Source organism: Actinoplanes palleronii, assembly GCF_016862315.1.
GTDB lineage: Bacteria > Actinomycetota > Actinomycetes > Mycobacteriales > Micromonosporaceae > Actinoplanes > Actinoplanes palleronii.
Genome location: NZ_BOMS01000098.1, coordinates 1 through 26,413, shown reverse-complemented (window position 1 = coordinate 26,413; position 26,413 = coordinate 1). Strand labels below are relative to the sequence as shown.

Below are 26,413 nucleotides of genomic sequence, written 5' to 3'. Positions count from 1 at the left end.
GCATTGACACGTTTCGATTCGAACGTAACCATGTTCACACGAACGTAATGGGAGCGCTCCCGAATCGGAGGCGAGTCATGCGACGATGCATCGTTCTGGCGACGACCGCGCTGCTGAGTCTCGGCGGCTGGCTGATCGCCCCACAGGCCCGGGCCGCCGTCGGGGACGGGTCACCGAGCGACACCAACATCAGCTTCGTGGGCCGCTGGAACACCACGAACACCTCCGCGTACGTGCCGTACTGGGCCGGCGCGTACCTCCGGGTCGGTTTCACCGGCCGGACGGTGAAGCTCAGGCAACGCAACGCCGTCGACCTGTGGGCGAGCGTCGACGGGCGGGCGTTCACCGCGTACGGCAAGGTCTCCGGCACGGTCGACCTGACACCGGCCGGGCTGGCGAGCGGGAACCACACGCTGATCGTCAGCTACCGGCAGGTGGCCGGGTCGTACACCGGTGACGCGGTCTTCCAGGGGCTGGTGCTGGACGCCGGCGCGGCCACGTTCAAGGCGCCGGCCCGGAGCCGGCTGATCGAGTTCGTCGGCGACTCGATCACCGCGGGCACCACGAGCAGCCAGCTCGCCGTGACCGACTACGGCTTCGTGACCGGTGAGCGGCTGGGCGCCGACCACACCCAGATCGCGATCGGCGGCATGTGCCTGTCGGAGACCTCGGACGGCTGCTGGGCGCACGAGACCCGCTACTGGATGTCCAGCGGCGGCCAGGCCGGCACCGACCTGTGGAACTTCAGCCGCTACACCCCCGCCGCCGTGGTGATCAACCTGGGCACCAACGACAAGAGCCACGGCGTGAGCGGCACGGACTTCCAGGCGAAGTACGTCACGTTCCTGACCAGGATCCGGGCCAAGTTCCCGAACGCCAAGCTCTACGCGATGCGCACCTTCATCGGCCGGTACGCGGCCGAGACCAAGGCGGCGGTCCAGGCCCGCAACAGCGCCGGTGACGCCGCGGTGTTCTACGTCGACACCACCGGCTGGCTGCCCGCGGACGGCCTGAGCGACTCGGTCCACCCGAACGACAAGGGCCACCTGGCGATCGCCACCAAGCTCGTACCGATCCTGTCCTGACCATCCCCAGAAAGCGCAGGAGCATCCCCGTGAAAACCCTCCTCGTGGCACTGGCCACCACCCTGCTCACCGCCGGCCTCGGCACCCCCGCCCGAGCCGCCACCACCGACCCCGCCCCGGCCGTCCCCTGCGCCGGCACCGCCGCCGGCACCGGCACCCGGGCCGCCGCCCTCCCGGCGATCAAGGTGTGGATGGCCGGCGACTCGACGATGATGAACGCCAGCACCTGCCCGATCGGCTGGGGCAGCCAGTTCCCGTCGTACCTGACCACCGACGCGACCGTGCAGAACAGCGCGGTCGGCGGCCGCAGCATCCAGACCTGGCTGTACGAGGGCAACGTCACCAGCGTGAAGAACGCGGCCGGCGAGTGCACGCTCAGCTCGACGGCGTACAGCACCCGGTGGTCGGCCATGCTAAACGCGACCACCGGTATGAAGTCCGGCGACTACCTGATCGTCCAGTTCGGCATCAACGACGGCGACTCGGCCTGCCCGCGGCACGTCGGCACGGCCCGGTTCCAGCAGCTGCTCGGCGTGATGGCGGCGGCCGCCAAGGCCCGCGGCGCCAAGCCGATCTTCGTCACCCCGGTCGCGGCGATCACCTGCAGCGGCAGCACCGCGGTCGGCAACCGGGGCTTCGTCACCGAGACGAAGAACGCCGCCACCGCCAACGGGGTGCCGGTCATCGACCTGCACGCCCGCAGCGTCGCGCTCTACAACCAGCTGAAGCTCTGCCCGAACAACGGCGATTACACCCAGGGCGCGGTCGGCGCGTTCTTCTGCAACGACCACACCCATTTCGAGGCGGCCGGCGCCAAGCAGATCGCCGCCCTGATCGCCACCGCCCTCCGCGAGCAGAGCATCCCCCTGGCGGCCTACCTGGCCTGACCCAGGACGTACCCCTCCGCGTCCTGAAGTCGGCCACGACCCTCGAACGGTGCCACCAGACCCGCCTCCTGAGCCGATCCCGCCTCAGGAGGCCGCTGGGTTAGCTATCTGCCAGGCTGCGCGACGGTCTGCAAGCAATCGCTCGGCCGCCGCCTCAGCCACTGTCGGCAACTGGATGCTGTTCAGCCGGTTTACGGCACCTCGCATGCCTGTCAGGAACCGTTCCCCGGCCGACGTCAGCAGATCTGAGCCAGCGAGCGTATCGAGCGCTTCGGATACCTGAGCGCGGGACTCGGCGAACTCCCGCTGCGCCCGTGGGAACCGCTCTGGGACGGCAGACAGCCTGGCCCAGGTATCGGCTACGGCGATAAAGGCATAGACGCCTTGAAGAAGGCCACTGATCGGCCGTGCGTCGGTGCGCCACGGCGCAAAGAACAGACGGTCTGACGGACGGTACAGGTCTAGGACATCCAGTACGCTCGAGAGCTTGGAGTGCTGGAACTCGTGTATCAGTGTGACTGCTAATTCGGCCGGATCCTTCGGCAGGTCCAGGCCAATCACTCCGATGGCATCTCGCGCGGTTGCGCTGTGCGCCGTCCGGTTCTCGGGTTCCGGGAACGGCACTAGTGCGTGCAGGCCCGCCGACAATTCCAACACCCTCTCGGGGCAATACTGCGTCAGAATTTGCCAAGCTGCATCCAATGCACGACGCCAAACGTCAAAGTCCGAGTCACTAAGCCGTTCAGCGGCCCGGATATGGAAGGTGTCACGGCAGGGATCGATGTCCTCCAACTGCACGTCGGTATCGTCGCCAACCGTCACCGTACGTGCGTGCTGCCATCCCGGATCATCAAGGTCCCGATCAAGGCCGTCCACGCTCAGCAGACCCTTCGTCACGACGAGCCGCACCGGCCCGGACTGCTCAGACACCGGCAACCGGCCGATCGTTGGAATGCTCACCCACCCGTTGCGGGACCAGCCGCGGGTCTCGACGTCGGATTCGGCCCACATCGCGGCAGCCACCGCGATCTCATTCAACCGCACGATATCGGCCAGCGGCACCGTCTCCCGGGGTGCGCGACGGACGATGCCCGCGGCCCACAGCGCGACCATCGGATCGACCAAAATGGCGCGGACGAGTTCCGGCTCGCGGTCCTCCGCCTCGAACACTGCCTTGAGCGCCGTACGCCGGTCTGTCGTATCGGCGAGGTGGTCGTGAGCTAGCTTGAACAGAAGGAGCCGACGGCTCTCCTGCCCGCGCCAAAGCTCGGCAACGGCCTCGGCACCGCCATACCCGTCAGCCAGTGCTTGGAGCGTCGTGGCGGAGAGGGCATGCTGCTCCACGACACCCCCTCCCGAATCGGCCATCAGATGCCCCCCTTAGGCAGGGCTGCCAAATCGGCACTCAGACGTCCGCCTATGTGGCCGATGAGGGAAAGCATGTCGGCGCAATAGACGGACGGATGGCGGAAGCCCTCACCCGCACGGTACCGGTGAACATAGTGGCCACCGCCGCAGACCCGGCCGACTGGACAGGCACGACACGCATCGCTCAATGCCTCCACACCGATCTGCCGAGCGACCACACCCGGATGATCTAGTGCTGCGTCAAGCTCATGCTCCCGGACGTTCAAGGCTGTGGAGCATGCTCCCGGATAAGCGCTTTTCAGTGAATCAACGAGCTCGATGTCCCCATCGGTCTCGATCACTACCAGTGCTACTGGACTGGCCCCGACCTGCTCGGACCGGCTGCCCTGACCGAAGAGCAGACTGATGATCTCCTCGAACAACCGAACACTGGTCTCTCGGCGAGGTGCGCTGTACCAGCGATCGAAGATCGCTATAAGCCAGTCGGCGTGCGGCGTAGCGTGCCCAGGCTCACGCCTGGGCGGACTCTCCCAATTCGCGTGCGGGAGCAACAAGTCGATGGCGGGCGGGGAGTACCGCAGCAGCGCCTCGTAGGTTTCCACAGGCGGCGCGTCCGTATCGACGATACTGAGCAGACCTTGGTAGGAGGAACGGAAACGCGAACTTGCGAGAAGGTTCAGGGCACGCTCCACAGCGGCATGACTGCCGCTCCCGTTGCGGCCACGGCGGTGCTGATCGTGGGTTTCCCACAGGCCATCGATACTCACGCCGATCCGAACCTCCGCCTCCGATAGCTGGAGGAGCGCCTCCTCATTCAGGGCAATACCGTTGGTCTGAATGCCAACGGTCACCTCGGCCGGGATCGAGGCCCTCAGTTCGGTGGTGAGGTCGACTAGGCGGTCCACACCAGCCAACAGTGGCTCCCCCCCGTGGAGGACCACGCTCACCCGAAGGAGCCCATGGCGCCGGACGTGCTCAGCGATGCGCTCAACAGCTGCCGCGCAGACGGCCGCCGACATGATGTTCGGACGGTCTCGCCAGCTCTGATCTGGCGATTCATATACAAAACAGTAGTCACACGACAGGTTGCAGCGTTGATGGACCTTGAGCACGAACTCATGGAAAGGAACAGGCTCACAGCCGGCACGGCGGAGTTGATCGACGTCAAGACTGCGATGCGGCCAGTCGGGATGGTCAAAATCAGTCCTTCGCGCTGCAAGGTTAAGCGACACAAAATCTCTCATCGGGATTCCTCCCTAAGCAGCCGACTACAGAATCTGAGAGGTGGCCGGCTCGCGCGGCGGGGAGGGCGGCCCATTGCCCTGCCATTGTGGGCGACACGAGCATGCGTACTGCGTTCGCCACCCCGCCCCGACCGATGGATCGGCTACGACTCGGGTGGTTCAATGTCGACTTCGGCCCGCCCGTGGTCCGATGGGTTGACGGAACCGGTGATCCGTCCCGCCGCCGCCAGGTCAAGGGCAAGGTTCGCCTCGAAGGCCAGGGTGACCGGGTGACCCGGCCCCAGCGCGTCGGTGGCACGAGCCATCACCGAACGGGAAAGCATCAACGCGGCTTCGAATTCCTGCGCCAGCCTCAAGTCAATGGCCAGCCCGTTCATGGCAACCAGTGTGTATGGGTGGTTATCACCCACCGATCTAGTAAGCGCCTGGACGGTGACCTGGTCGATGCCAGCCGCTTCGCTGCGGACCCCCATCGACCGCAGGATCGCCGCGAAGTTGGTGGCGGCAGCCAGTGTCACTGGGTTATACGGACCAAACGCGTTGCGCAGCCGGGCGAGCGACTCGCCGGCCTTCTCCTTGGCGCCGTCCAGATCACCTGCCGATCGCAACGCATTGGAATAGGTGATCATGCTGAGCAGCGTGGTCTCGTGAACTGGCCCGAAGATGCGCTCGGCGTTCAGGAGGTTCGTGCTGGCAACCTGCACCGCCTCAACGGGTTGCCCGGTGCGGCGCAGGCCGATCGCCCGCATCCGCGTTGACCAAAGTACATACTCGTGCCTGCCCCCGTGCAGGGAGATTTGAACAGGTAGAACCCGCTCGATCTCATCCAGGCACTTCTGGTAATGGCCGAGACCATGCAGATCCTTGGTCAAGTTCGCTGCCGCGAGTAATACCCGTGGGTCGTTCTCGCCGAAGCGGCGCCGAGAGGCATCGTGGACCCGGATATCGACTGAGTACGCCTCGTCGAACTTGCCGTTCATGCGTAGGCTCACTGCGAGATTTCCGACGGCCCGCAGCGTCGCCGGATCATCCGTGCCGTTGAGACGTTCGCGGCGCTCCACTACGTCCCGGTCGATGGCCTCCGCCTCGGCGTACGCACCAGTAATACGCAGGTAAATACCAACCGTGCCAGCCAGGTCCAGGGTCAGTGGGTCGTCCTCGCCATGTACTGGACTGCTCCGAAGATGCCTCAGCGCGTCCTCGGTCAGTCGGCGCGCCTCCTCGTACGAGCCGAGTGCACGCATCGCATTCGCGGTCTCCCTGATCGCGCGAAATGTAAGTCGGTCCTCAGTGCCGAGGTCGTGGTCGCCCTGCGCACGCCGCCAGACCGTGATGGCGAGTTCACCCAGCCGCCGGGACTCGTGGTAGTCACCCCGGCGTTCGAGATAGCGGACCTGGTCGACGACGGCCCGCCGAGCCCCGAAATCTTCGGAATAGACGGCGTCACTGGCGATCAAGTGGGGCCCGATGTCAGCGTGCAGCGACCACGTACTCGGATCGTCGGGCCGTCCCGGATTCGCAGCGCCGAGTAGGCGGTGCGTGGTCGCCCGGACTTCGGCGGCACGCTCGGGGTCGAGCTGTTCGCGCAGCACAGATCGGATCAGCCTGTGCACCTGGATACGCTGGCTCCGAGGTTCGATCCGGGCGACACCATAGCGGACCAGCTGACCAACGACCCGCTCGATGAAGTCAAACTGAAACAGTGCGCGGCCGAGCGGTGCCTCGATGCCGGCAGTCCGGCCAATCCGGAAGAGGCTGACCGGAACCGGCTCAGAACCGAGAAACGCAAACAACTCGAACAACTGGGCGGCGGCCGGAGTCCGCTGGCGCAGGCTGTCCATGGCGAGGGTCACGAATGCCACGACACTGGTGGGATGATCCTGCTGTGGTCGCGTCGCCAAGAGGTCGCTAATGTGCTCGGAGTAGAGGCGGAGATACTCAGTCACAGGCATGCCGGTGGCCGACTGCACGGCTGCAACCTGTTCCAGTGCCAGCGGCAGGTCACCGAGCTGCGCAGCAAGTCGGTCGGCGTCGGCCGGCACGATGCCCGCACCCAGCTGGCAGAGTAACTTGACACTTTCCTGCCGCTGAAAGACATCCACCTCAAGAACCTTGCAGGCCCTCGGCCACCCGAGTGCCCGCGTCGTGGCGATTACATCACCACCGCTGGGCAGCATTGGGCCGATGGCCACTGGATCATCGACGTTATCGAAGATTAATAGCCAGCGCAGCCTGCTGTCCTCGAGGGCGCCAAGGGTCTGTTGAGCAGTCTGGGCGAGATCCCAGCTACGGGACAGGCCAATCCGATCAGCGAGAGCCGCGAACGCGGCCCGAGCAGAGGCCAACTCAGCGGCCGGGATCCACCAGACAACCTCGTAGTTGGCGGCATGGAGATGGATGTACTCGGCGACCAACTGAGTCTTCCCCACGCCTCCAATACCTCGCAGCACCAGAGGGCTGCGGGGCGAAGCGCCGAGTAGGTTCTGCATGCGCTCGAGGATCTCGGCTCGCCCGACAAAGGTTGGGTTACGGGCCGGAGCGTTCGACGTGAGGACGGCCACGGACGGCGTCAACTCGTTGGGCAACTGTCGCGGCAACACCGGGTCGACGACGGTAGGCGGCGAATCGGTGACCGCGCGCCGCAAGGCCACAGCAACCGCGGCATCGTCGGCCTCCAGCCACATCGCGTGAAACCGTCGCACCTCGGCATCCGCCTCCGGCTGGGATACCGCCCAGGTCACCAGCACCCGGACCAGGCACTCGAGCTTTCGCCAACGGGGTAGGGCGTCGCCGCGCAGGATCGCGCTGACGGTCTCGTGGCTCACCGTGTCGCGCAGGTCGTTGCGACGCCGGATCTCGGTGCTGATCTGCCGCAGACCTGGCCGTCCCGCATCGTTGTAGAGGTCATGGATAGCCTGGATCAGGCGGCGAAGCGGCCCGTCAGGAAGACTTTCCCGGCCGCGCATCGCCACCGCCATGTAAGGACCCCCCGCTCGTGCCAGCGATAGCTCCGCGTCAGCAAGCGTCAACTTTCGTCAGTGCCCAGAATCGCACAAGAGTCACTTAGATCAACAGCTGTCAGTTTGCGTCGCATTACGACAGGTAACGATCGCTGCCTACTGCGCTCGTCGATGCTGGAGACAGGGCATCGAGAGTCGAGGTGAAGGTGGGATGGAGCGATGGCGGCGATTCGTGAGCTGGCTCTGGCAGGTGGCAGATGTCGCCACCTTGGCAGGGGCCACAGCTATGTGGTGGTTCGTACTGCGGTTCGATCACCGGCTGGTTGACGTTGTCGACAGCGCTTCCTACCTGATCATGGTTTTCTCACTCTGGCGGGCAATCCGCTCGCTGGCCATCCGGTTTGGATCAGATCGGTTCGGGATCCGGCGGAGCGAAGTTGCCGAACCCGGCGAGCAGGGGTGTGTTGGTGTCGCTCCCGAGGTCTGCGGCGAGGCGCCGGAGGGCATAAGCCAGGGCATTTTCGCCGGACGCAAACACGGCGGCGGCACGCACCGAGCCAAGATCGGGCAGGCCTCTCCCGTCGGGTGCCGCCACAATCGGGTGATCCGTCGCCGAATTCTCATCGTCTTTCATCGCGCGCCACGATAGCGGCTCAGCGCCTGGCATGGCGGCGACTCGGCGTTCACCAATCATCTCGTGACGACAGCCGTTTCTTGGGACCGGCCTCAAGGAACGGCTCACCACCCGCAAACCATCATGCTCCGGGGGTGCGAGGGGTGCGCGTATCTACGGACAACGGACCACAAACGCGGTCCACCTCGGTCTACGGATCTGCCGATGCCCGGCGGTCGCCCAACTCGATCCTGATTCAGATGTCAGTGCTGACAGCGTTCGGAGGCAAAGGTGGGGAACAGAAGACCGACCTGGCTCCTCGGCATCACCTCGCTTACTGATCTCCGAGGTGCTGGCCATCGCCGTGCGCGTCCTCCACGTCATCATGCAATTCGACTCCACCTCCGCCTTGCCAGTGCTCTGACCGGAAAAGTTGACCGGGTTGGGGTCAGGCTGCGCGTGTGGCGGGTTGGCCCCATCGGTGTTGGCGTTCGCTGCGGACCCGGGCCCGTGCGCGGCGTTGGTCGGCCAGGACGTCGGGGTGGCGGGCGTTGGCGTTGCGCCAGCGCAAGTATTTGTGCAGGGCTCGGGTCGCGACGGTGTGGTTGGGATGGTTCGAGCCGGCGACCACGAACGTGCGTAGGGCCCGAAGTGCGCTTCGATCGGGTTCGCCCAGGACGCATACGTCGGGATGGAAACATAGCTCGACGTTGTTACGGGCCGCCCAGCTGCGGATCTGGGTGCCTTTGTGGGCGGACAGGTTGTCGAGAATGACATAGATCGGTGCCCCGTCCGGACGTGCCCGGCGGATCGATTTCAGGGCGGCGAGCGGGTTGTCCGCGGATTTGCGGGCGCGGACGATGCCCCACAGGGTGTCGTCGCCGATCGAGCAGCAGGCGTGGAACTGCCGGACACCGTGCAGTTTGTGATAGTTCGCGGGCAGCCGGTCCGGGTGTCCTTGCTCGGTCCAGCAGGAGCCGAGGTGCCGGCGGATCGTCAGCGGCCCGAATTCGTCGAACGCGAACACCCGATCCGGGAAATGGCTGGTCACGTGTTCGATGCGGGCGAGTTTCGCCTCCCATTGCGGGTCGTTGGGTTCTTTCCAGGTCTTGGTCCACTGGAAGCTGATCTTGTGTTGGTGCCGGAACTCCCGCAGCCGTTCGCGGCTGACGCTCACCCGGCGAACGCCGCGGTTGAAGTCCTGGTAGTGGGCGAGTTTACGCAGGCTCCACCGGGTGAACGGCTGGTCGAGGACTTCAAGTCTGGTGCGGGCCGTCGCGACGATGAACGCTTCGTCGTCTTCATTGATCCGGCGGGGACGGCCACCCGCTCACTGAGGGTCCAGACAGGCCAGCCCGATCTCGTTGAACCGGTGGATCAGCTCACGGATCGCATCCTGATCGCCCTGCACCAGCTGGGCGATCGCCGCGACGGTGTTCCCTCTGGCCGAGGCCATGATGACTATCGCCCGGCGCAGCCGGATCGAGGATCCGGTCTGCCGCCGCACGATCTGCTGTAATCGCCGGCCTTCGTCCTCGGTAGGCCGCCGTGCCCCAACAGGATCTGCCATGGCGACAGCCTGAACGCTAACTCCGACCTCGCCGCGAACCCCGACCGGCGTGTCACCCAACCCGGCCAACGTTTCCGGTCAGAGCACTAGCAAGATCTGAACATCGCTTTGCGAGGGTGCCCGTCATGTCATATCGAATGCGCTACGTGGCGGCGACCATCAGCCTCGCCTTCCTGCTCACCGGCTGTTCCAGTGGGAGCGGCGCGAAGGATGCGCCGCCGGTGGCCACGTTGCAGAGCGGGGCGGCGCCGTCCGGTGCGTCCGACAGTGATCAGCGACCGGTGTATCCGATCGATGCCACCGCCGATCAGATCGCAGCGATCGTCAAGCCGTGGACAGACTGCCTGAAGAAGGAGGGCGTAAAGAAGCCCGACGTAGCCGTGTTGCTGGTGGTGCAGAAGGGTGTCACCGGCGAGCATCCGGAGGACATCGGGTCCGAGGCGGATGTGGCCGCCTGGAAGGCCTGCGAGTCGCGGCAGCCGGAGTCGGCCGAGCAGCATCTGTTGCGTACCAACCCGGCCGAATTGAAGGACAACCAGCGCGAGATGTACCGGTGTGCCCAGGCTGCGGGCTACAAGCTGACCGCCCCCGACCCGCAGACCGGCCAGTTCGGTCTCACCGAGATCGGCCCGAACGGCGACTTCAACTCGGAGAAGATGCAGGAGTGCCGCCGCCAGGCGTTCGCGAACTGACCCGCACGGCACGGCAGAGGTGATGTCAGGAACCGATTAGCTTTGCGGGTGGCCGCCCGGCGTCCGGTTATGGTCCTCGCCGTGGGCGGATATCTGCTGGTGGCGGAGGACGACAAGGGTCAGGCGGAGGTGCTCCGGCGCTATCTGACCGCCGAGGGCTACGACACGGTCGTGGTGCACGACGGACTGGCCGCGCTTGATCACGTACGGCGGCGCAGCCCGGATCTTCTGGTCCTGGACGTGATGATGCCCGGGCTGGACGGCCTGACCATAGCCCGCATCCTGCGGGCCGAGTCGGCGGTCCCGATCCTGATGCTGACGGCCCGGGCCGGCGAGGACGATCTGCTCGCCGGACTCGACGGCGGCGCGGACGACTACCTGACGAAGCCCTACAGTCCGCGCGAGCTGACCGCACGGGCACGGGCGTTGCTACGGCGCAGCAACGCCCGGGCCCGTGCGGACGAGACGGTGTTGACGGTCGGAAAGCTCGTCGTCGACAGCGGGCGACATCAGGTGCATGCCGACGGCGAACCGGTGCAGTGCACGCCGGGGGAATTCGCGATCCTGGCAGCGCTGGCCGAACAGCCGGAGCGGGTGTTCACGCGAGCGCAACTGCTGGAGCACACCAACGGTGTGGAGCGGGACTCGGTGGAACGGACCATCGACGTTCATGTTCTCAACCTGCGGCGCAAGATCGAGCCGAACCCGAAACGGCCGGTCCGTCTGGTAACGGTGTACGGGATCGGCTACAAGCTGACCGCGGGTCCGGCGTGACCCGCGTACCCCCGCATCGCAGTCTGGTCCTTCGCCTGCTGGTCACCTCGGCGGCGATCGCGATCGCCGCCGTCCTGGCGACGTCCTGGCTGTCCGCCCGGTCCACGTCGCAGACGATCCGGCAGGAGATCGGCCAGTCGTTGAGCGACGACAAGAGCGTCTACGACGAACTGCTCACCTACGGCGCGACCCACAACGACTGGTCGGGCGTCCAGCCGCTGGTCGCCGACCGGGCCCGCGCCCTGGGTCGTCGGATCACCCTGATGACCGAGAACCGGGAGGTGATCCTCGATTCGGCGGCCGGCCCGTCGCTGGAACTCGCCCGGCCCTCCGCGCTCGTTGATCCGCTGTCGGTGGACCTGTCGCTCACCGGGGGTACCGAACGCATCGATCCTCGGATTGTCGGGCCGTATCGGCTGACACCCGCGGATCAGAAGCGGATCCACCGGCAACTCGACGAGGCACTGGAGTGCGTGCGCAGCTTCGGCAGCGAGGCGATCATCACGCCGGGGCCGCACGGGCGTCCGAGGCTGTCGCTCACCCGGGTGATCAAGCAACCGTACCTGTGCTCCCTCATTCCCGGCGTGACCAGAAGCGAACGCGGCCCGCTGGAGGCGCTGCGGAAGCTCGTCGCCGCATGCGCGGACGACACGGCCGTGACGATCACCCCGGACCTCGTCGTCACCGTCCTCGACCCGGCCAAGAGAGTGCCGATCCCGGACCGGACCGATCGGGCCGCTCAGTGCCTCAACAACGCTCGACACACCCAGCTCCAGTCGTACGTCGCGCCGCCCGCACTACTCTTCGTAACCGGCCCGGGGGACCCGGCCGCCCCGCCGGTCTCCCCGTTCTCCCGGCGCAACCTGGTACGTCTCGGCACCACCACCACCGTGGTGCTGATCCTCGCCGTGCTGCTCACCGTCGTGGTCGGCGGCCGGATGGTCCGGCCGTTGCGGACCCTGACCGAGGCGGCCCGGCGACCCGGCGGGTATCGGCGTGCGCCGGTGACCGGCAAGGACGAGATCGGCCTGCTGGCGGCCGCGCTCAATGAGATGGCCGAGCACCGGGAGCACTCCGAGGATCAGCGCAAGGCCATGGTCAACGATGTCGCCCACGAACTGCGCAACCCGCTGGCCAACATCCGTAGCTGGCTGGAGGCGGCCCAGGACGGCCTGGCCACGATCGACGGCCCGACCCTGACGTTGCTGTACGACGAGACCGTGCACCTGCAACACATCGTCGACGATCTGCGTGACCTGGCCGCCGCCGACGCCGGCAGCCTGCGGATGCATCCCGAACCGATGCACCTCGACGACGCGATCGAGCAGGTGCTCGAGGTGCACCACCCGAGCGCCGCGACCGCCGGCGTGTCGCTGGCCCTGTCCTTCGACGGCGAACCTCTGGTGGTCGCCGACCCGGTGCGGCTGCGTCAGCTCGTCGGCAACCTGCTGTCGAACGCCATCCGGCACAGCAGCCGGGGCGGTACCGTCACCGTTCGGGCATCCGCCGACGCGGGCCGGTTGACGATCGCGGTGGCCGATACCGGCGACGGGATCGCCGAGCCGGACCTGCCGAGGGTTTTCGACCGTTTCTGGCGGGCCGACAGATCGCGCGCCCGCTCCACCGGCGGCAGCGGCCTGGGCCTGTCGATCGCCCGTAAGATCGCCGAGGCGCACGGCGGGAACATCACCGTGGCGAGCACGCTCGGCGCCGGTACGACGTTCACCGCCGTCGTGACCGAACAGCCTTCCCCGGTGAGCTGAGGCCAGGCACGCCGCGGAACGTCTCGCGCGGATCCGATGGCGCTCGGCGGCTCACCGAGGCCAAACAGGATCCTGATGTCGAGGTCTCATGATCTCGGCCATGAGTAGGAGCCGAAGAGCACCGATCGTTCTGGCGGTGGTTCTGATCGTGGGTACGACGGTCGTCGCGGCCTGGTGGGCACGCCACCGTGACGACACGGGTGACCCGGCGACACCGCCGTCGGCCCTGGCCACTGCGGAGCTCGTCCGGCAGGACATGTCAACGAGCATCTCCCTGGCCGGCCGGCTGGGGCACGGGACCGCCCGCCAGGTGAAGGGCGGCCGTCCCGGCATCCTCACCTGGTTACCGCCGCCGGGCAGGACACTGAAACGCGGCGGGACGCTCTACCGCGTCGACGACGACCCGGTTCCGCTCCTCTACGGCAACACCCCGCTCTTCCGTACGCTGGACAAGGTCAACACCGTGGGCCGTGACGTGCGCGTGGTGGCCGAGAACCTCCAAGCCCTCGGCTATGCGGTGGGGCGGCGTCACCAGCCCGGTGACCGCGTACGGCAGACGACCACCGTGACCGCAGAGGAGCAGAGCGCCCCAGCCGTGGCGGGTTCTGCCGGGCCCGGCACCGGACAGCCGGCCACGCCGCCCGCCTCGGTCACGACCTGGGTCACGGTGCGCAAGGGCGAGGACGTGCTCACGCCGACGTTGCTCCGGGCGATCAAGAAGTGGCGCGACCACGCCGGACTCCTCCCCTCGGGCTCCCTGGGGATCGGTGACGTCGCGGTGCTGCCCGGGGCGGTACGCGTGGAGAGCACCATCGCACAGGTGGGCGACAGCGCCGAGACGGCGATCCTGACCGTCACCTCCACGAGCAAGGTCGTCACCGTCGACCTCGAGCCCACCGCGGCCGCGAGCATGCGACGGGGCGACAAGGTCGAGATCCGGCTGCCGGACGAAAAGACGCTGCCCGGAGAGGTGGACACCGTCGCGACCGCGGTGACCGACGACCCCGACGGTGCCCCGAAACTCACCCTGACCATCTCGCTGGACGCCCCGTCGGCGGTCACGAACCTGGACGCCGCCCCGGTCGAGGTGACCTTTCCCGGGGAGACCCACCGTGACGTCCTGGCCGCGCCCGTCGGCGTGCTGGTCGCCCTGGCCGAGGGCGGCTACGCCGTACAGGTGGCCGGCGGGGGACTGGTCGAGGTGCAGACCGGGATCTTCGCCGGCGGGCTGGTCGAGGTCAGCGGCGCCGGGGTGAGCGAGGGCACCCGCGTGGTGACCACCTCATGACCGTCTACGGCACCCACGCCGCTGCGACGCCGGTACTGGGCGTGCGGGACGTCAGCATGGTCTATCCCGGCGGCGTGACCGCTCTCGACGACGTCTCCCTGACGATCCGGAAAGGCGACCTGCTGGCCATCGTCGGCCCGTCCGGATCAGGAAAGTCGACCCTGCTCAACGTCATGGGCACCCTGGACCGCCCGACGGCCGGCACCGTGCTGGTCGGCGAGGACGACGTCGCCGGCCTATCCGACCGGCAGCTGTCGGAGCTGCGCAGCCGGCGGCTGGGCTTCGTGTTCCAACAGTTCCATCTGAGCAGTGGGCTTACCGCTACGGAGAATGTCGCCACCGGCCTGCTCTACGCCGGCGTGCCGCGACGACAGCGACGCCCGATGGCGCGGGAGGCACTCGCCCGTGTCGGACTGGCCCACCGTGTCGACCACCGTCCCCATCAACTCTCGGGGGGCGAGCGGCAACGGGTGGCCATCGCCCGCGCCGTGGTCAACAACCCCGACCTCGTGCTGGCGGACGAACCCACGGGTGCCCTCGACACCCGCAACGGGCAGGCCGTACTCGAACTGCTGCGCCGGTTGAACGCCGAGGGGGCCTCCATCGCCGTCATCACCCACGACCGCGACATCGCCGCCGCACTACCGCGGCGTGTCGAGATCCGGGACGGACGTCTGGTGTCCGACCGATGAGGCTCAAACCGCTTGACCTGCTCGAACTCGGGTTGCTCGGCGTCCGTACACGGCGTGCGCGGGCCGCTCTGTCCGCGCTGGGCATCGCCATCGGCATCGCCACCATGGTCGTGGTGACCGGCATCCCCGCGTCGAGCGGCGCCGCCCTGCAACGCACACTGGCCGCGCTGGGCGCCGACATGCTGCAGATCGTTCCCGCCCAGCAGGATCGGCCGATCCCGCTGCCCGCCGAGTCGGTGGCGATGGTGCAGCGGATCGGCCCCGTGACCGCGGTCAGTGCCGTCGCCGGCACCTCGGCGCTGGTGCGCCGCTCGGACCGCCTCGACCCGGCCGACGGCTCGGGCCTGATCGTCCGCGCCACCCGGTCCGACCTGCTCGACGTGTTGCGCGCACGGGTCCGATCCGGGCACTGGTTCACCGCGGCTGAGCAGCGTTATCCCACCGTGGTCCTCGGCTCGGTAGCGGCCGTCCGGCTCGGCTTCGACACCCCCGGCCAGCAGGTCGTCATCGGCAACCACCCGTTCACGGTGACCGGAATCCTGGACACGATCGCCCTCTCCCCCGAGATCGACCGATCCGTGCTTGTCGGCTGGGAGACCGCGCGAACGACGCTCGGCTACCGGGGTGGGCCCACCATGATCTTCGTAAGGGTCAGGGAGGACGCGGTGGAGGCGGTCCGGGCGGTGCTGCCGGAAACCGTGCATCCGGAACGTCCGGACACGGTCACCGTAACCCGGCCGTCCGACGCCCTGGCCGCGAAACGCGCCGCCGAGTCGACCTTCTCCGTGCTCATGCTCGCCCTCGCGGCGGTGGCCTTGCTGGTCGGCGGGGTCGGTGTGGCCAACACCATGGTCATCTCCGTGCTCGAACGCCGCTCCGAGATCGGACTGCGAAGAGCCCTGGGCAGCAGCCGAGGACAGATACGGGCCCAGTTCCTCACCGAGGCGGTCGTCCTGTCCACCCTCGGCGGCGCGGCGGGCGTTGCGCTGGGACTACTACTCACGGCAGCCTATGCCCTCCACCAGGATTGGCCGCTGGTCATGCCACTACCGGCGTTGCTCGCCGGCTTGGCCGGCTCGATCGTGGTCGGTGGCGTGGCCGGCGTCTACCCGTCCGTCCACGCCGCCCGGCTGACGCCCACTGAGGCGCTCGCCTCGTGACGGCTACACCTGCTGAAGAGTCCCCTCCTGGGAGCAGTCAGGCAGGAAACAGAACAATCCTGATCCCGGAACCATGACAAAAGGTCCACCGCATTGGATCATCGCGGTGGACCTTTTCGCAGCTCAAACTACTTGTGGGCGATACTGGGATCGAACCAGTGACCTCTCCGGTGTGAACGGAGCGCTCTCCCGCTGAGCTAATCGCCCTCAACGAGATAGAACTCTACCGGACGGCTTTCCCGCCGCGCGAATCGGGGTTCCCACCATGTGTCATCGCTGCGCCAGCCAGTCCTGCGCGACCTGGATCAGGTCGATGCCCAGGCTGAGCCGGAGGGCACCCCACACCACCGCGGTCACGAAGATCATCCCGAGGACGCCGATCAGACCACGCATCGGCCAGCTCTGCCGGCCGATCCAGTGGGTCCAACTCAGCACGTGCCGCTTGGTGAACTCGAGCAGACTCTTCGCCCAGGCGAACTCGAGCGCCAGGATCGCCAGGCCGAGGATCACGATGGCCCAGCCCGGCCCGGGGAACGGGATCAGGACGATGCCGACCGCCACCACGAGGGTGCCCAGCACCCCGATGCCGATCTTGAGAGCCAGCCGCCCGCTCGGGTTCGAACGGATACGGTCGAGCAGACGCACGCCCGTAGCCTCGTCGTCCGGTTTTACACCCATTTCATCCCCCAGTGTTCCGGAGCCCCGTCACTACCCGGGAGGAATGGACGTTACCGGAGTAAGTCAACTGCTGGACCACCCGACGCCGGGCGGAACCGAGTACATGGGCATAACAGGACAAGATATCTAATTGCGTCCTGGACGGCGGGCTTTTCGGAACCGTCTTCCCACTACTGGGTGAGATCAGCGTATGGCGGAGCGTAACGACAGGGATCACCTGAGTATGGGAAACGCGGGGTTCACCAGCCTCGCAGCGGTGCCGGGGGGAGTTCGTCCATGAGTACCATTCGTCCAACGACCGTCGAGGTCGAAACCTCGCTGCGGCTCGTAGCACCAGACGCGACGGCACTGCCCGTTCGCGCCAGTCTGCGCTACGACCCGGCGGACCCGTATGCGGTACATGTGTTGTTCCACGCAGAATCAGCCGGTGGGGAAGCCGTGAGCTGGTCCTTTGCGCGGGAACTGCTGGTTACCGGGCTCGATGAGCCGGCGGGTATCGGCGATGTCCGGGTGTGGCCGTGGGCCACACCGCGAGGGGATTTCGTCGCACTGGCGCTGTCGTCACCCGACGGCAACGCGCTGTTCGAAGTGCCGCGCAGCGTCCTCGTCCGATTCCTGCGGCGCACCTACGTGGTGGTGCCGCGCGGACGGGAATCAGACCACCTGGATGTGGACGCGGCGGTCAATCGCCTGCTCGCCGGACGGTGAGGGGCAGCGTCACCTAGAAGTACCGATCGCATGTGAACAGGGCGACCCGCACGGCCTCTGCCGGTCCGTGCGGGTCGCCCTTTATCCGGGAAAGGTCCGGATCTCCGAAAAGAGATCGGAATCGGACGTATAGCGAATACCGAGGCACTAAACGGACATATAACCCGGTCGGTGCAGTAAGGGATGCGTCGACGTCCATCGACGGTTACCGTCAGGCACGATGCCTGTACTCACTCACCGCGCCGAGCGTGCACCTGACTGTGAACCGCCCACCTGGGCGGGGGTCGGTGGCTGCGCCCTGCCGGTGGCGGCGGGAGCCGCCACCGGGTTGCTCGAGTGCCATGCACTCGTGCTGACGACCACGGGGCCGTTGCTGGTCGACGTCGATTTCACCTCCCATCTGGCCGGACCGGGCACCCTCCTCTGGGTACGTCCGGGCCAGGCCATCCACTTCGACATCCCGGGCGAACGCCACGCGGGGGACGACAAGCGGCGCGACGACGCCGTGACGATCGTCTTCCGGGCCGGACTGTTCGCATCCGAGGAACTCCCGGGCCTGACACCGGATGATCCGGACGGTCCGGCCCGTACCCCTCTGGTCCTCCCGGACCCGGAGGTCTTCCGCGCGGCGATGGACCACCTCGCCGCCGACGCGGCCGGCCCACCGGGCCGGATCGCCACCGCCCTGCTGCACCATCAGCTCGCGGCCCTGCTGTTGCGGGTGCGTCTGCTGGACAGCGGCGGGGACGACCCCGGCAACGTGGAGAGCCGCACGTTCGAGCGGTTCCGCCGCCGGCTGGAGGACGGTTATCCGTCCAGCCGCCGGGTCGAGGACTACGCGGCCGAGCTGAACTGCTCGGTGCGCACCCTGACCCGGGCCAGCCTGTCGGTGACCGGCCGGACCGCCAAACAGGTGGTCGACGACCGGGTGGCCCTGCAGGCCCGCCGGCTGCTGGCCGCCACCGATCTGTCGGTGGCCGAGGTGGGCCGGATCCTGGGGTTCGGCGAACCGACGAACTTCGGCCGGTTCTTCCATCGGGAGACCGCCTTGAGCCCGGGCCAGTTCCGGGCCCGATTCGCCGACCGTCCGGGTGGCATTCCCGGACAGAGACTGCCCGCTGACTGAAAGTTAATTCCCATATCGCCCTGGGGTATGTGCACCGGGGATGCGTGGGCGAGGCAGAATAGCCGAGTGCAGATCTCCGCGCGCGGCGACTACGCGGTCCGGGCAGCGCTCAGCTTGGCGCAGGCCTACCCGTCATTGATGTCCGCCCAAGCCATCGCCCAAGACCAGGAAATGCCTCGCAAGTTCCTCGAGGCAGTGCTCGCCGATCTGCGCCGCGCCGGGGTGGTGCGGGCGCAGCGCGGCGCCGAGGGTGGGTACACGTTGTCCCACCCACCGCGGGACGTGACGATCGGCCAGATCCTGCGGGCCGTCGACGGCCCGCTGGCCGGTGTGCGCGGCCTCCGCCCGGAGGAGACCCAGTACGCGGGGGCCGCCGAGAATCTGCCCAACCTCTGGGTCGCGGTGCGAGCCGCGGTCCGCGAGGTGGTCGACGAGGTCAGCCTGGCCGAATTGATCAGTGGCCGGATGCCGGCGCACGTCCGCAAACTGACCACGCGGCCGGACGCCTGGCAACCTCGGTAAAACCACGTTTGTCGAAACGTCCGATAGGGAATTCAGGGTGCGATCGCACAACTGTTCCCCCTCGAAGGAGACGTTCCGATGGGCCTCATGTTCCGCAGCCGCAAAAAGTTCGGCCCGCTGATCCTGAACTTCACCGAGAACGGTTTCTCGTCCTGGAGCATCAAGATCGGTCGCTGGTCCTGGAACTCCAAGGCCCGTGCCCACCGCGTCGACCTGCCCGGCCCGCTCTCCTGGAAGCAGGACAAGTCCAAGTCCCGCTAGGACGCGGTGATCTGGACGTCACCACCGAGCCGGCCGGTCTCGGGGCTGCGGGTCACCACCCCGGCTTCGAGCATCAGCCGTAACACCCGGGTCGCGTCCGCGGCCCGGTAGACCGTCTCGGTCAGCGTGAAGGTCCGCAGGTCGCTCACCGTTGCCGCACCCACCTCGGCCAGGCGCGCCAGAAGTTCCCGGCGCAACGGGCCGGGGTGCGGCTGCAACGAGATGTCGATCAGGCTCCGTTCCGGATCGCCGAGGTCGCGCAGACGCACCCCGGCGAATTCGTCGACCGCCCACAGTGCCTCCTTGAAACCCTCGAGGCTCTTGCCCGAGCCGGTGGCGAAGACCACCACCTGCCCCGGTTCCTCCCCGGTGGCCAGCTCGGCCGCGGTGAACAGCGGGAATCCGGCCGCCCGATAGGGCTCGACCGACGTACCCGGCGCCAGCACCAGCAGCACTTCGGCCGGACGGCCGACGGCCAGGGCCGCCACGGTGCGCACGGCAGGCGGTTCACTCGCGGTCCCGGCATCCAGAAAACCCAGCAGGGGTACGCCGGTGGCGCCGGCCGCCTTGAGCGCCACCTCGACACGGACGTCGGTGCCGCCGCCGATCCCGAGCACCGAGAGCCCGGCTCCGGCGCCCGCCTCCCGCTGGACCGCGCCGAGTCGATCAGTGATTGTCGTCATGTCGTCACCGACCGCCACCATGGACAGCTCCCGGCCCCGGGCCAGATCGGGCAGGTCGGCGAGCGCCCGGATGGCCGCGGCGGCCGCCGCACCGTCATCGGTGTCGGCGTATCCGTGCAGATAGATGGCCCGGCGGCCGCGATGCACCGCTCCCGCGGCCCACGCTTCCAGGTGGCGGATCAGCAGTTCGTGTTTGACCGTCGTGACAGACATGCGGTTGTTCTACCCGGTCCCCTTCGCACCGGTCGTGACACCCCAAGACTTGTACCTAAGGTAGTCACCCGAGCACTATGAGGTACGTGGCCCCTCCGCTCGCCGTACTCACCGCACAGGCACAGACCTTGACGTCGTCCGGGGATCTCAGCGGCGCCCGAGCCGTGTTGTCCGAGGTCCTGCGCACCGCGGATGCCGACCCCCGCCGCGCCACCGCCGAGCTCGCCGTGGCCGCGGCCCTGTTCGCCCGGGTCCTGATCGCCCTCGGCGACCCGCCGTCGGCCCGGCTCTGGGCCGCGTTCGCGCACGCCGCCGAGGAGCAGCTGCACGGCCCCCGCGACGAGCGCACCATCGCCGCGGCCGCCACCCACGCCGCCGTCCTGCACCGCGTCGGGCAGTACGGCCGGGCCGCCCTGGTCTATCACGACCTGGTCGGCGAGCTGTCCCGGATCGACGAGCAGGACGCGCCTCGGGTGCTGGCCGCCGAGGCCGACCTGGCCACCGCGGAGCACGCGGCCGGCCACTGCGCCGCGGCCCGCGCCCGGCTGACCGGCGCGTGGCGACGCCACCAGCAGAAGTACGGCGAGTCCTCACCGGCCGGGATCAAGATGCTGGCCCGCCTGGGCGCGATGGAACGCGAGTGCGGCCGGGACGCGGCGGCCCGCGAGCACCTGGCGGCCGCCCAGCGCCTCAGCGAGCGGCACCTGCCCGCCGACCATCCGCTCGCCCGGCAGGCCGCCGCCCTGGTCGACGGTGAGCGCTCCGGCCGGCACACCTGTGGCCGGATGACCCGGCCGGGGCGCAACGACGACACCGAGCTGCGCCCGGGCGGGTTCCGGCCGTTCCCGCGCCGGCCCACCGTCCCCGACCCCGGGACGAAGCCGGCCCGCCGGTTCCCGCCGGCGCCGGACGACACGTTCGACGACTCCACCCAGCCGCCACCGGACAACCTGACCACCGACCCGAACGGCACCGTCTATCAGCAGCCGTTCTACCTGAGCGACCTGAGCCTGCCGGGTGACCTGACCGGCCGGCACGCCCGGGCCGACACCCCGCCGCCCCGGCGCGGGAGCCGTGCGCCCGACTACGGGCCGGACGGCCGGGCCGAGCCGGTCGGCACCGCGCCCGCGTCCACCGTCACCGCGCCGCCGAACAGTCCGGAGGTGGTGCCGGTCGGCGCGTTCGGCGAGCGCTCCGGGCACCCGGTGTGGCTGGCCCTGGCGCTGGCCGCGGGGGTCGCGACGGCCGCCGCCGTGGTGATCCTGACCCTGCCGGACGCGGACGGTGCCACCACGCCGCAGGCCGGGTCACCGGCCGCCACCGCGCCGGTCAAGCCGACGGTCGCCACCGCGGGGCCCGGCACGCCGGGCTCGCCGTCCGGGGTGACACTCCGGGACAACGGCGCGAGCGTGAGCCTGACCTGGGCGTACCCCGCAGCGGCGCGGGGGCCGGTGGTGATCGCCGGCGGGCGCGCCGGGCAGACCCCGGCGGAGTTCCAGCGGCTCCCGGCCGGCGCCGTCGACTTCCAGGTCTACAGCCTCAACGACCGGCTGGACTACTGCTTCACGGTCGCCGTCGCGTCGTCCGGCGGGCGCCTCGCCGCCTCCGCGCCGGTCTGCACCGCCCGATGAGCCGGATTCAGTAATCATGCAACCGCTTTGCACCCGTCCGGGAACCACGCTGCCACCGTCACGACAGACTGTTGGTCGTCACGGCGACTACAGGAAGTAGGGACAGTGACGACCGAGACGGCGAACTGTGTCCCCACCGAGTTCGATCGACTCGGAGCACTTGAGGCCGCCGTCGCGGAACTCGAGAGCCGGGCGAATTCTCAGTTCCGGACGGTGCGCGAGCCGGCCACCCGGATACGGCGGGAGGCCGAGGAACTCGGCGCCGAGGAGCTCTACCAGCGCGCCGAATTGCTGATCGCCTCGGTCGACCTGCGCGAGGGCCGGGTCGGTGAGGGTGGGCAGTCCGCGCACCGGGTGCAGGCCTGGGCGGAACGCCACGACTCGTCGTACCTGCTGGCCCGCGCGCACCGCCAGCTGTCGGTCTTCTATCGGTACGTGGGTGACGCCGCCGACGGGCTGAAGCACGCCGTGCAGGGTGTCGCGCTGCTCACCGACGACTGGCCGGTCAGCATCCGGGCCCAGCAGCTGATGGCGCTGTCGGTGGCGCTGGAGGAGACCGGCTCACCGGTCGACGGCGAACGCCGGGCCCGGGAGGCGCTGGCGCTGGCGATGGCCGCCGGTGACCACGAGACCACCCTGCTCGCGCTGAACAACATGGTCTACAGCGCGTACGAGAACAACGACGAGCCGGCCGCCCGGGCGATGGTCGCCGAGATGCACGAGATCCAGGCCCGGACCGGCCACCGGTTCGGCGCCAACGAGCTGGACACGATGGCCCGGGTCGAGCTGATGGGCGCCCACTACGACGCGGTCGAGGACCTGCTCACCCCGGTGATGGCCGACCTGGTCGTGGCGAACGAGGGTGACGCGGTCGCCGAGTGCCTGCTCACCCTGGCCCTGGCGCGCCGGCTGGCCGGGCGCTACCCGGCGGCGCAGGCCGCGCTCGACGCCAACCTGCGGATCTGCGGGCAGCGCGGGCTGGCCGCGATCCGTGCCCGGATCCGCGAGGAGCAGGCCGCGCTCTACGCCGCGACCGGGCGGTACGCCGAGGCGTACGAGGAGCACCGGGCCTTCCACGCGGATTCCGCCGCCCTGCTCTCGGTGCAGCGCGACGCCCGCGCCCGGGCCCTGCAGGCGGTGTTCGACGCCAACGAGGCGCGCCGGGCCAGCGAGCACTTCCGCGAGATGGCCCACCGGGACGCGCTGACCGGTCTGCACAACCGCCGGTACGTCAACGAGCGGCTGCCGGCCCTGCTGCTCGAGGCGGCCGCCGAGCGCCGGCCGATCTCGATCGCCATCGTCGACCTGGACCACTTCAAGCGGGTCAACGACACCCTGTCGCACGCCACCGGCGACACCGTGCTGCAGCACGTGGCCGAGATGCTCGCCGACGCGGTGCCCGGCCCGGCCCTCGCCGCCCGGATGGGCGGCGAGGAGTTCATGCTGGTCTACCCCGGCATCGGCCCGGAGGAGGCGGCGGTCCGCTGCGAGCGGCTGCGGCTGCGGATCCGCGCGCACGCCTGGGGCCCGATCACCGGCGCCCTGCCGGTCACCACCAGCATCGGGATCACCACCTCGATGGACGGGCACGGCACCCTGTCGTCCCTGCTCGCCCAGGCCGACCGCAACCTCTACACGGCCAAGCGGGCCGGCCGCGACCGGGTGGTCGGCGACATCGCCGCCTAGCTAGCCGGTCATTCGCCGACCGCGCCGACCGCCAGCTCCACGACGACGTCCAGGTGCCCGACGTGCCGGGCGTACTCCTGGACCAGGTGGAACAGGATCCGCTCCAGCGTGGGTGGCTGGGCGCCGTCCCAGCGTGGGCCGGGCTGGCCGACCGTGGCCAGGTCGGTCCGGACGACCAGTTCGGTGGTGTGCGCGCCCTGCGCCCGCAGCGCCTCGGCCAGCTCGGCGAAGGTCTCCTCCGGCGCGACGTACCAGCGGTCGACGTTCCGGTCGCCCCACGGGTCGTCGATCGGGACACCCTCGAAGCCCCACTCGATCCAGCGCAGTTCCACGTACCGAAGGTGTTTGACCAGCTCGACCGGCGTCCAGCCGGACGGGAGCCGGCTGGTCCGGCGCTCGGACTCGGGCAGCGCGGAGACCTTGGCGAGCAGCGTCTCGCGGAAGTACGCCAGGTAGCCCGCGAAGACGTCGGCGGCGCCGGCGGCGGGACGGGTCGGCGAGGGGAACTCGATCGTCATTCCGATGAGTATGCGGCCTGCCGGACCGGCATGACGGCTCACCCGCCGCGTGCCGCCGATCCGGAACACGCCTCGGTGATGACGGCTGTAACACGACGGAAACGATCAGGCCCACAGACCGAAACCGACCATGGTGACTCTGGTCCCCGGCAGCGCGGCCATCGGAGATCCGTCACCGGCCCAGGAGGTCGCATGCCCGCTCAACCGGATTCCGGGGACACCGCCTGGCTGTTGGTCAGCGCGGCGATGGTGCTGCTGATGATCCCCGGTCTGGCGCTCTTCTACGGCGGCATGGTCCGGATCAAGAGCACGCTGAACATGCTGATGATGACGTTCGCGGCGCTGGCCGTGGTCAGCGTGGTCTGGGTGCTCTACGGCTACTCGCTGGCGTTCGGCCCGGACACCGGGCACGGCCTGATCGGCGACCTGAGCCTGGCCGGGATGGCCGGGATCGGGCCGGACTCGGTCACCGGCTCGTCGCCCACCCTGATCTTCGCGGCGTTCCAGATGATGTTCGCGATCATCACGGCCGCCCTGCTCAGCGGCGCGATCGCGGACCGGGCCCGGTTCAGCACCTGGGTGATCTTCGTGGCCGCCTGGGTGACGCTGGTCTACGCGCCGATCGCGCACTGGGTGTTCACCCCGGACGGCTGGATCGCGCACCACCTGCGGATCCTCGACCTGGCCGGCGGCACCGTCGTGGAAATCAACTCCGGGGCCTCCGGGCTGGCCCTGGCGATCGTGCTCGGACCGCGGCTCGGCTTCCGCTCCGAGCCGATGCGCCCGCACAGCCTGCCGCTGGTGGTGCTCGGCGCCGGCCTGCTCTGGTTCGGCTGGTTCGGGTTCAACGCCGGCTCGGCCCTCGCCGCGAACGGCTCGGCCGCCTTGGCGTTCTTCAACACCCAGGTGTCCGGCGCGGCCGGGATCGCCGGTTGGCTGCTGATCGAACGCCGTCGCGACGGGCACGCCACCACGCTGGGTGCCGCGTCCGGGGCGGTGGCCGGGCTTGTCGCGATCACCCCGGCGTGCGGGTCGGTGAACCCGCTCGGCGCGCTGCTGATCGGGCTGGCGGCCGGCGCGCTCTGCGGGTACGCGGTCGGCCTCAAGCACCGGCTCGGCCTGGACGACTCGCTCGACGTGGCCGGAGTGCACGGGGTCGGCGGCTTCCTCGGCACCGTGCTGATCGGTCTGCTGGCCACCGCCACGGCCACCGGCGGGCCGCGCGGGCTCTTCTTCGGCGGCGGGTTCTCGCTGGTCGGGCGGCAGACGCTGGCCGCGGTCACGGTCGCGCTCTTCGCGTTCGGGGCGACCTGGGTGATCGCCACGGTGCTGCACCGGACCGTCGGTTTCCGGGTCACCCCCGAGCACGAGCACGGCGGCCTCGACCTGGCGGTGCACGGCGAGTCCGCCTACGACCTGGCCGGCGCCACCTGACGCTCGTGGTTGTCCGGCTGGTGCTCAGGGGTGCCTCGCGTTCCTTGAGGCACCCCTGAGCACCAGCCGGGGACCCGGACCGGGCTGCGGTCAGAGGTCGAGGTCGACGCGGACCGGGTAGTGGTCGGAGGCGTGCTCGGCGGCGCCGCCCCGGATCACCCGCATGTCGTGGGCCTTCCCGGCCACCGCCGGGGTGGCCAGCACGTAGTCGAGCCGCATCCCGCCGAACTCGCGCCCGCCGCCCTGGGTGGTCGGCACCGTCCGCGGGTCGCCGCTGCCCACCGTGCCCCACAGGTCGACCAGGCCCGCCGCGCCGAACGCGGCCAGGGCGCGGCTGTCCACCGTCCCGTCCGGGAAGAGGTGCCGTTTGCGGAACATCGAGTGCTGGCTGGCCAGCGCCTCGGTGTGGTCGCCGACCGGGTCCAGCCCGTTCAGGTCGCCGGCCAGCACCACGTGCTCGCTCCTGACGTAGCGCGCGGCCAGCCACCGGGCCTCGCGCATCCGCCGGTACGGCCAGAACGGGTCCAGGTGCGTGCTGACCACGGTGAGCGGCCCGGAGCCGGTCTCGACCACGACCACCGCCGCGGCGTGGTGCAGCCGCCACGTCACGCTGCCGGTGTGGGTGATCCGCAGCGGTTCCCGGACCAGCACCGCCACCGGCATCCCGAACCCCGACCGGGCCAGGTGCGCGGTCATCCCGAGCGCGCCGGCCAGGTCGGTCATCCGCCGCTCGTCGTCGCGGTGGAAGTCGCGCAGCTCCTGCAGGGTGAGCACGTCCGGCGCCTCGGCCGCGATCACCTCGGCGATGGCCGGCAACCGGATCCGCTGCCCGCGGTCCACTCCCCCGGTCTTGATGT

23 protein-coding genes, 1 tRNA gene and 1 pseudogene are annotated in these 26,413 nt (G+C 68.8%); 15 read left to right on the top strand and 10 right to left on the bottom strand.

Going from position 1 to position 26,413, the window contains the following annotated elements; translation table 11 throughout:
• Positions 1-77: 77 nt before the first annotated feature.
• Positions 78-1,085 (top strand): SGNH/GDSL hydrolase family protein, encoded by a 1,008-nt coding sequence (locus Apa02nite_RS30995; protein WP_239164685.1) that lies wholly within the window; start codon positions 78-80, stop codon positions 1,083-1,085.
• Between the two features lie 29 nt (positions 1,086-1,114).
• Complete coding sequence (locus Apa02nite_RS30990) at positions 1,115-1,972, top strand: SGNH/GDSL hydrolase family protein (RefSeq protein ID WP_239164684.1); 858 nt, start codon at positions 1,115-1,117, stop codon at positions 1,970-1,972.
• Between the two features lie 84 nt (positions 1,973-2,056).
• Here the strand turns inward: Apa02nite_RS30990 and Apa02nite_RS30985 are convergent, their stop codons facing one another.
• The 5 genes and pseudogenes from Apa02nite_RS30985 to Apa02nite_RS30965 form a co-directional block, all read right to left on the bottom strand.
• Positions 2,057-3,316: an HEXXH motif domain-containing protein gene (locus Apa02nite_RS30985; RefSeq protein ID WP_203828181.1), complete on the bottom strand. Its 1,260-nt coding sequence runs from the start codon at positions 3,314-3,316 to the stop codon at positions 2,057-2,059.
• Between the two features lie 23 nt (positions 3,317-3,339).
• Positions 3,340-4,584, bottom strand: coding sequence for an FxsB family cyclophane-forming radical SAM/SPASM peptide maturase (locus Apa02nite_RS30980; protein ID WP_203828180.1), 1,245 nt, complete (start codon positions 4,582-4,584; stop codon positions 3,340-3,342).
• Between the two features lie 143 nt (positions 4,585-4,727).
• The gene (fxsT, locus tag Apa02nite_RS30975; protein WP_203828179.1) at positions 4,728-7,562 is read right to left on the bottom strand and encodes an FxSxx-COOH system tetratricopeptide repeat protein; all 2,835 of its coding nucleotides are present in this window, start codon (positions 7,560-7,562) and stop codon (positions 4,728-4,730) included.
• A 388-nt stretch (positions 7,563-7,950) separates the two neighbouring features.
• Entirely contained in the window at positions 7,951-8,178 is a 228-nt protein-coding gene (locus Apa02nite_RS30970) for a hypothetical protein (protein ID WP_203828178.1), read from the bottom strand.
• A gap of 427 nt (positions 8,179-8,605) precedes the next feature.
• Positions 8,606-9,727, bottom strand: a pseudogene (locus Apa02nite_RS30965) (IS630 family transposase).
• A 146-nt stretch (positions 9,728-9,873) separates the two neighbouring features.
• Here Apa02nite_RS30965 and Apa02nite_RS30960 point away from each other — a divergent pair.
• The 6 genes from Apa02nite_RS30960 (at position 9,874) to Apa02nite_RS30935 (ending at position 16,096) form a co-directional block, all read left to right on the top strand.
• The gene (locus Apa02nite_RS30960; RefSeq protein ID WP_203828177.1) at positions 9,874-10,419 is read left to right on the top strand and encodes a hypothetical protein; all 546 of its coding nucleotides are present in this window, start codon (positions 9,874-9,876) and stop codon (positions 10,417-10,419) included.
• Between the two features lie 69 nt (positions 10,420-10,488).
• Positions 10,489-11,193 (top strand): response regulator, encoded by a 705-nt coding sequence (locus Apa02nite_RS30955; RefSeq protein WP_203828203.1) that lies wholly within the window; start codon positions 10,489-10,491, stop codon positions 11,191-11,193.
• Complete coding sequence (locus Apa02nite_RS30950) at positions 11,190-12,956, top strand: sensor histidine kinase (RefSeq protein WP_203828176.1); 1,767 nt, start codon at positions 11,190-11,192, stop codon at positions 12,954-12,956. Before Apa02nite_RS30955 ends, Apa02nite_RS30950 begins: the two co-directional genes overlap by 4 nt.
• A 136-nt stretch (positions 12,957-13,092) precedes the next feature.
• Complete coding sequence (locus Apa02nite_RS30945; protein ID WP_203828175.1) at positions 13,093-14,244, top strand: efflux RND transporter periplasmic adaptor subunit; 1,152 nt, start codon at positions 13,093-13,095, stop codon at positions 14,242-14,244.
• On the top strand, positions 14,241-14,936 hold the full coding sequence (locus tag Apa02nite_RS30940) for an ABC transporter ATP-binding protein (protein ID WP_203828174.1): 696 nt from the start codon (positions 14,241-14,243) through the stop codon (positions 14,934-14,936). Before Apa02nite_RS30945 ends, Apa02nite_RS30940 begins: the two co-directional genes overlap by 4 nt.
• Positions 14,933-16,096 carry an ABC transporter permease gene (locus Apa02nite_RS30935; RefSeq protein WP_203828173.1) on the top strand — a complete coding sequence of 388 codons (1,164 nt, stop codon included), beginning with the start codon at positions 14,933-14,935 and terminating at the stop codon, positions 16,094-16,096. Before Apa02nite_RS30940 ends, Apa02nite_RS30935 begins: the two co-directional genes overlap by 4 nt.
• A gap of 135 nt (positions 16,097-16,231) precedes the next feature.
• On the opposite strand, the gene Apa02nite_RS30930 is transcribed toward Apa02nite_RS30935, so the two are convergent.
• Both Apa02nite_RS30930 and Apa02nite_RS30925 read right to left on the bottom strand, forming a co-directional pair.
• Positions 16,232-16,303: transfer RNA gene (locus Apa02nite_RS30930), tRNA-Val, on the bottom strand.
• Between the two features lie 63 nt (positions 16,304-16,366).
• Positions 16,367-16,774, bottom strand: coding sequence for a TIGR02611 family protein (locus Apa02nite_RS30925; RefSeq protein ID WP_067692541.1), 408 nt, complete (start codon positions 16,772-16,774; stop codon positions 16,367-16,369).
• A 276-nt stretch (positions 16,775-17,050) separates the two neighbouring features.
• On the opposite strand from Apa02nite_RS30925, the gene Apa02nite_RS30920 reads away from it, so the two are divergent.
• The 4 genes from Apa02nite_RS30920 to Apa02nite_RS30905 all read left to right on the top strand — a co-directional run bounded on the left by Apa02nite_RS30920 (position 17,051) and on the right by Apa02nite_RS30905 (position 19,391).
• Positions 17,051-17,482, top strand: coding sequence for an SsgA family sporulation/cell division regulator (locus Apa02nite_RS30920; protein WP_014446635.1), 432 nt, complete (start codon positions 17,051-17,053; stop codon positions 17,480-17,482).
• A 220-nt stretch (positions 17,483-17,702) separates the two neighbouring features.
• Positions 17,703-18,608, top strand: coding sequence for an AraC family transcriptional regulator (locus Apa02nite_RS30915; RefSeq protein ID WP_203828172.1), 906 nt, complete (start codon positions 17,703-17,705; stop codon positions 18,606-18,608).
• Between the two features lie 66 nt (positions 18,609-18,674).
• Positions 18,675-19,130, top strand: a complete 456-nt coding sequence (locus tag Apa02nite_RS30910; RefSeq protein ID WP_067692535.1) for an RrF2 family transcriptional regulator — start codon at positions 18,675-18,677, stop codon at positions 19,128-19,130.
• Positions 19,131-19,208: 78 nt separating this feature from the next.
• Complete coding sequence (locus tag Apa02nite_RS30905) at positions 19,209-19,391, top strand: DUF4236 domain-containing protein (protein WP_067692532.1); 183 nt, start codon at positions 19,209-19,211, stop codon at positions 19,389-19,391.
• On the opposite strand, the gene Apa02nite_RS30900 is transcribed toward Apa02nite_RS30905, so the two are convergent.
• Positions 19,388-20,287 (bottom strand): hypothetical protein, encoded by a 900-nt coding sequence (locus Apa02nite_RS30900; RefSeq protein ID WP_067692529.1) that lies wholly within the window; start codon positions 20,285-20,287, stop codon positions 19,388-19,390. The genes Apa02nite_RS30905 and Apa02nite_RS30900 overlap by 4 nt on opposite strands.
• Before the next feature lie 77 nt (positions 20,288-20,364).
• Between Apa02nite_RS30900 and Apa02nite_RS30895 the strand changes: the two genes are divergently transcribed.
• A complete protein-coding gene (locus Apa02nite_RS30895) occupies positions 20,365-21,918 on the top strand; it encodes a fibronectin type III domain-containing protein (RefSeq protein ID WP_203828171.1) in 1,554 nt (517 codons plus the stop codon).
• Positions 21,919-22,023: 105 nt separating this feature from the next.
• On the top strand, positions 22,024-23,604 hold the full coding sequence (locus tag Apa02nite_RS30890) for a GGDEF domain-containing protein (protein WP_203828170.1): 1,581 nt from the start codon (positions 22,024-22,026) through the stop codon (positions 23,602-23,604).
• Between the two features lie 8 nt (positions 23,605-23,612).
• Here the strand turns inward: Apa02nite_RS30890 and Apa02nite_RS30885 are convergent, their stop codons facing one another.
• Positions 23,613-24,122, bottom strand: a complete 510-nt coding sequence (locus Apa02nite_RS30885; protein WP_067692519.1) for a mycothiol transferase — start codon at positions 24,120-24,122, stop codon at positions 23,613-23,615.
• 192 nt (positions 24,123-24,314) lie between these two features.
• Between Apa02nite_RS30885 and Apa02nite_RS30880 the strand changes: the two genes are divergently transcribed.
• Entirely contained in the window at positions 24,315-25,556 is a 1,242-nt protein-coding gene (locus Apa02nite_RS30880) for an ammonium transporter (RefSeq protein WP_203828169.1), read from the top strand.
• Positions 25,557-25,646: 90 nt separating this feature from the next.
• Here Apa02nite_RS30880 and Apa02nite_RS30875 read toward each other — a convergent pair whose 3' ends face one another.
• Complete coding sequence (locus Apa02nite_RS30875) at positions 25,647-26,411, bottom strand: endonuclease/exonuclease/phosphatase family protein (protein WP_203828168.1); 765 nt, start codon at positions 26,409-26,411, stop codon at positions 25,647-25,649.
• Between the last annotated feature and the right edge of the window lie 2 nt (positions 26,412-26,413).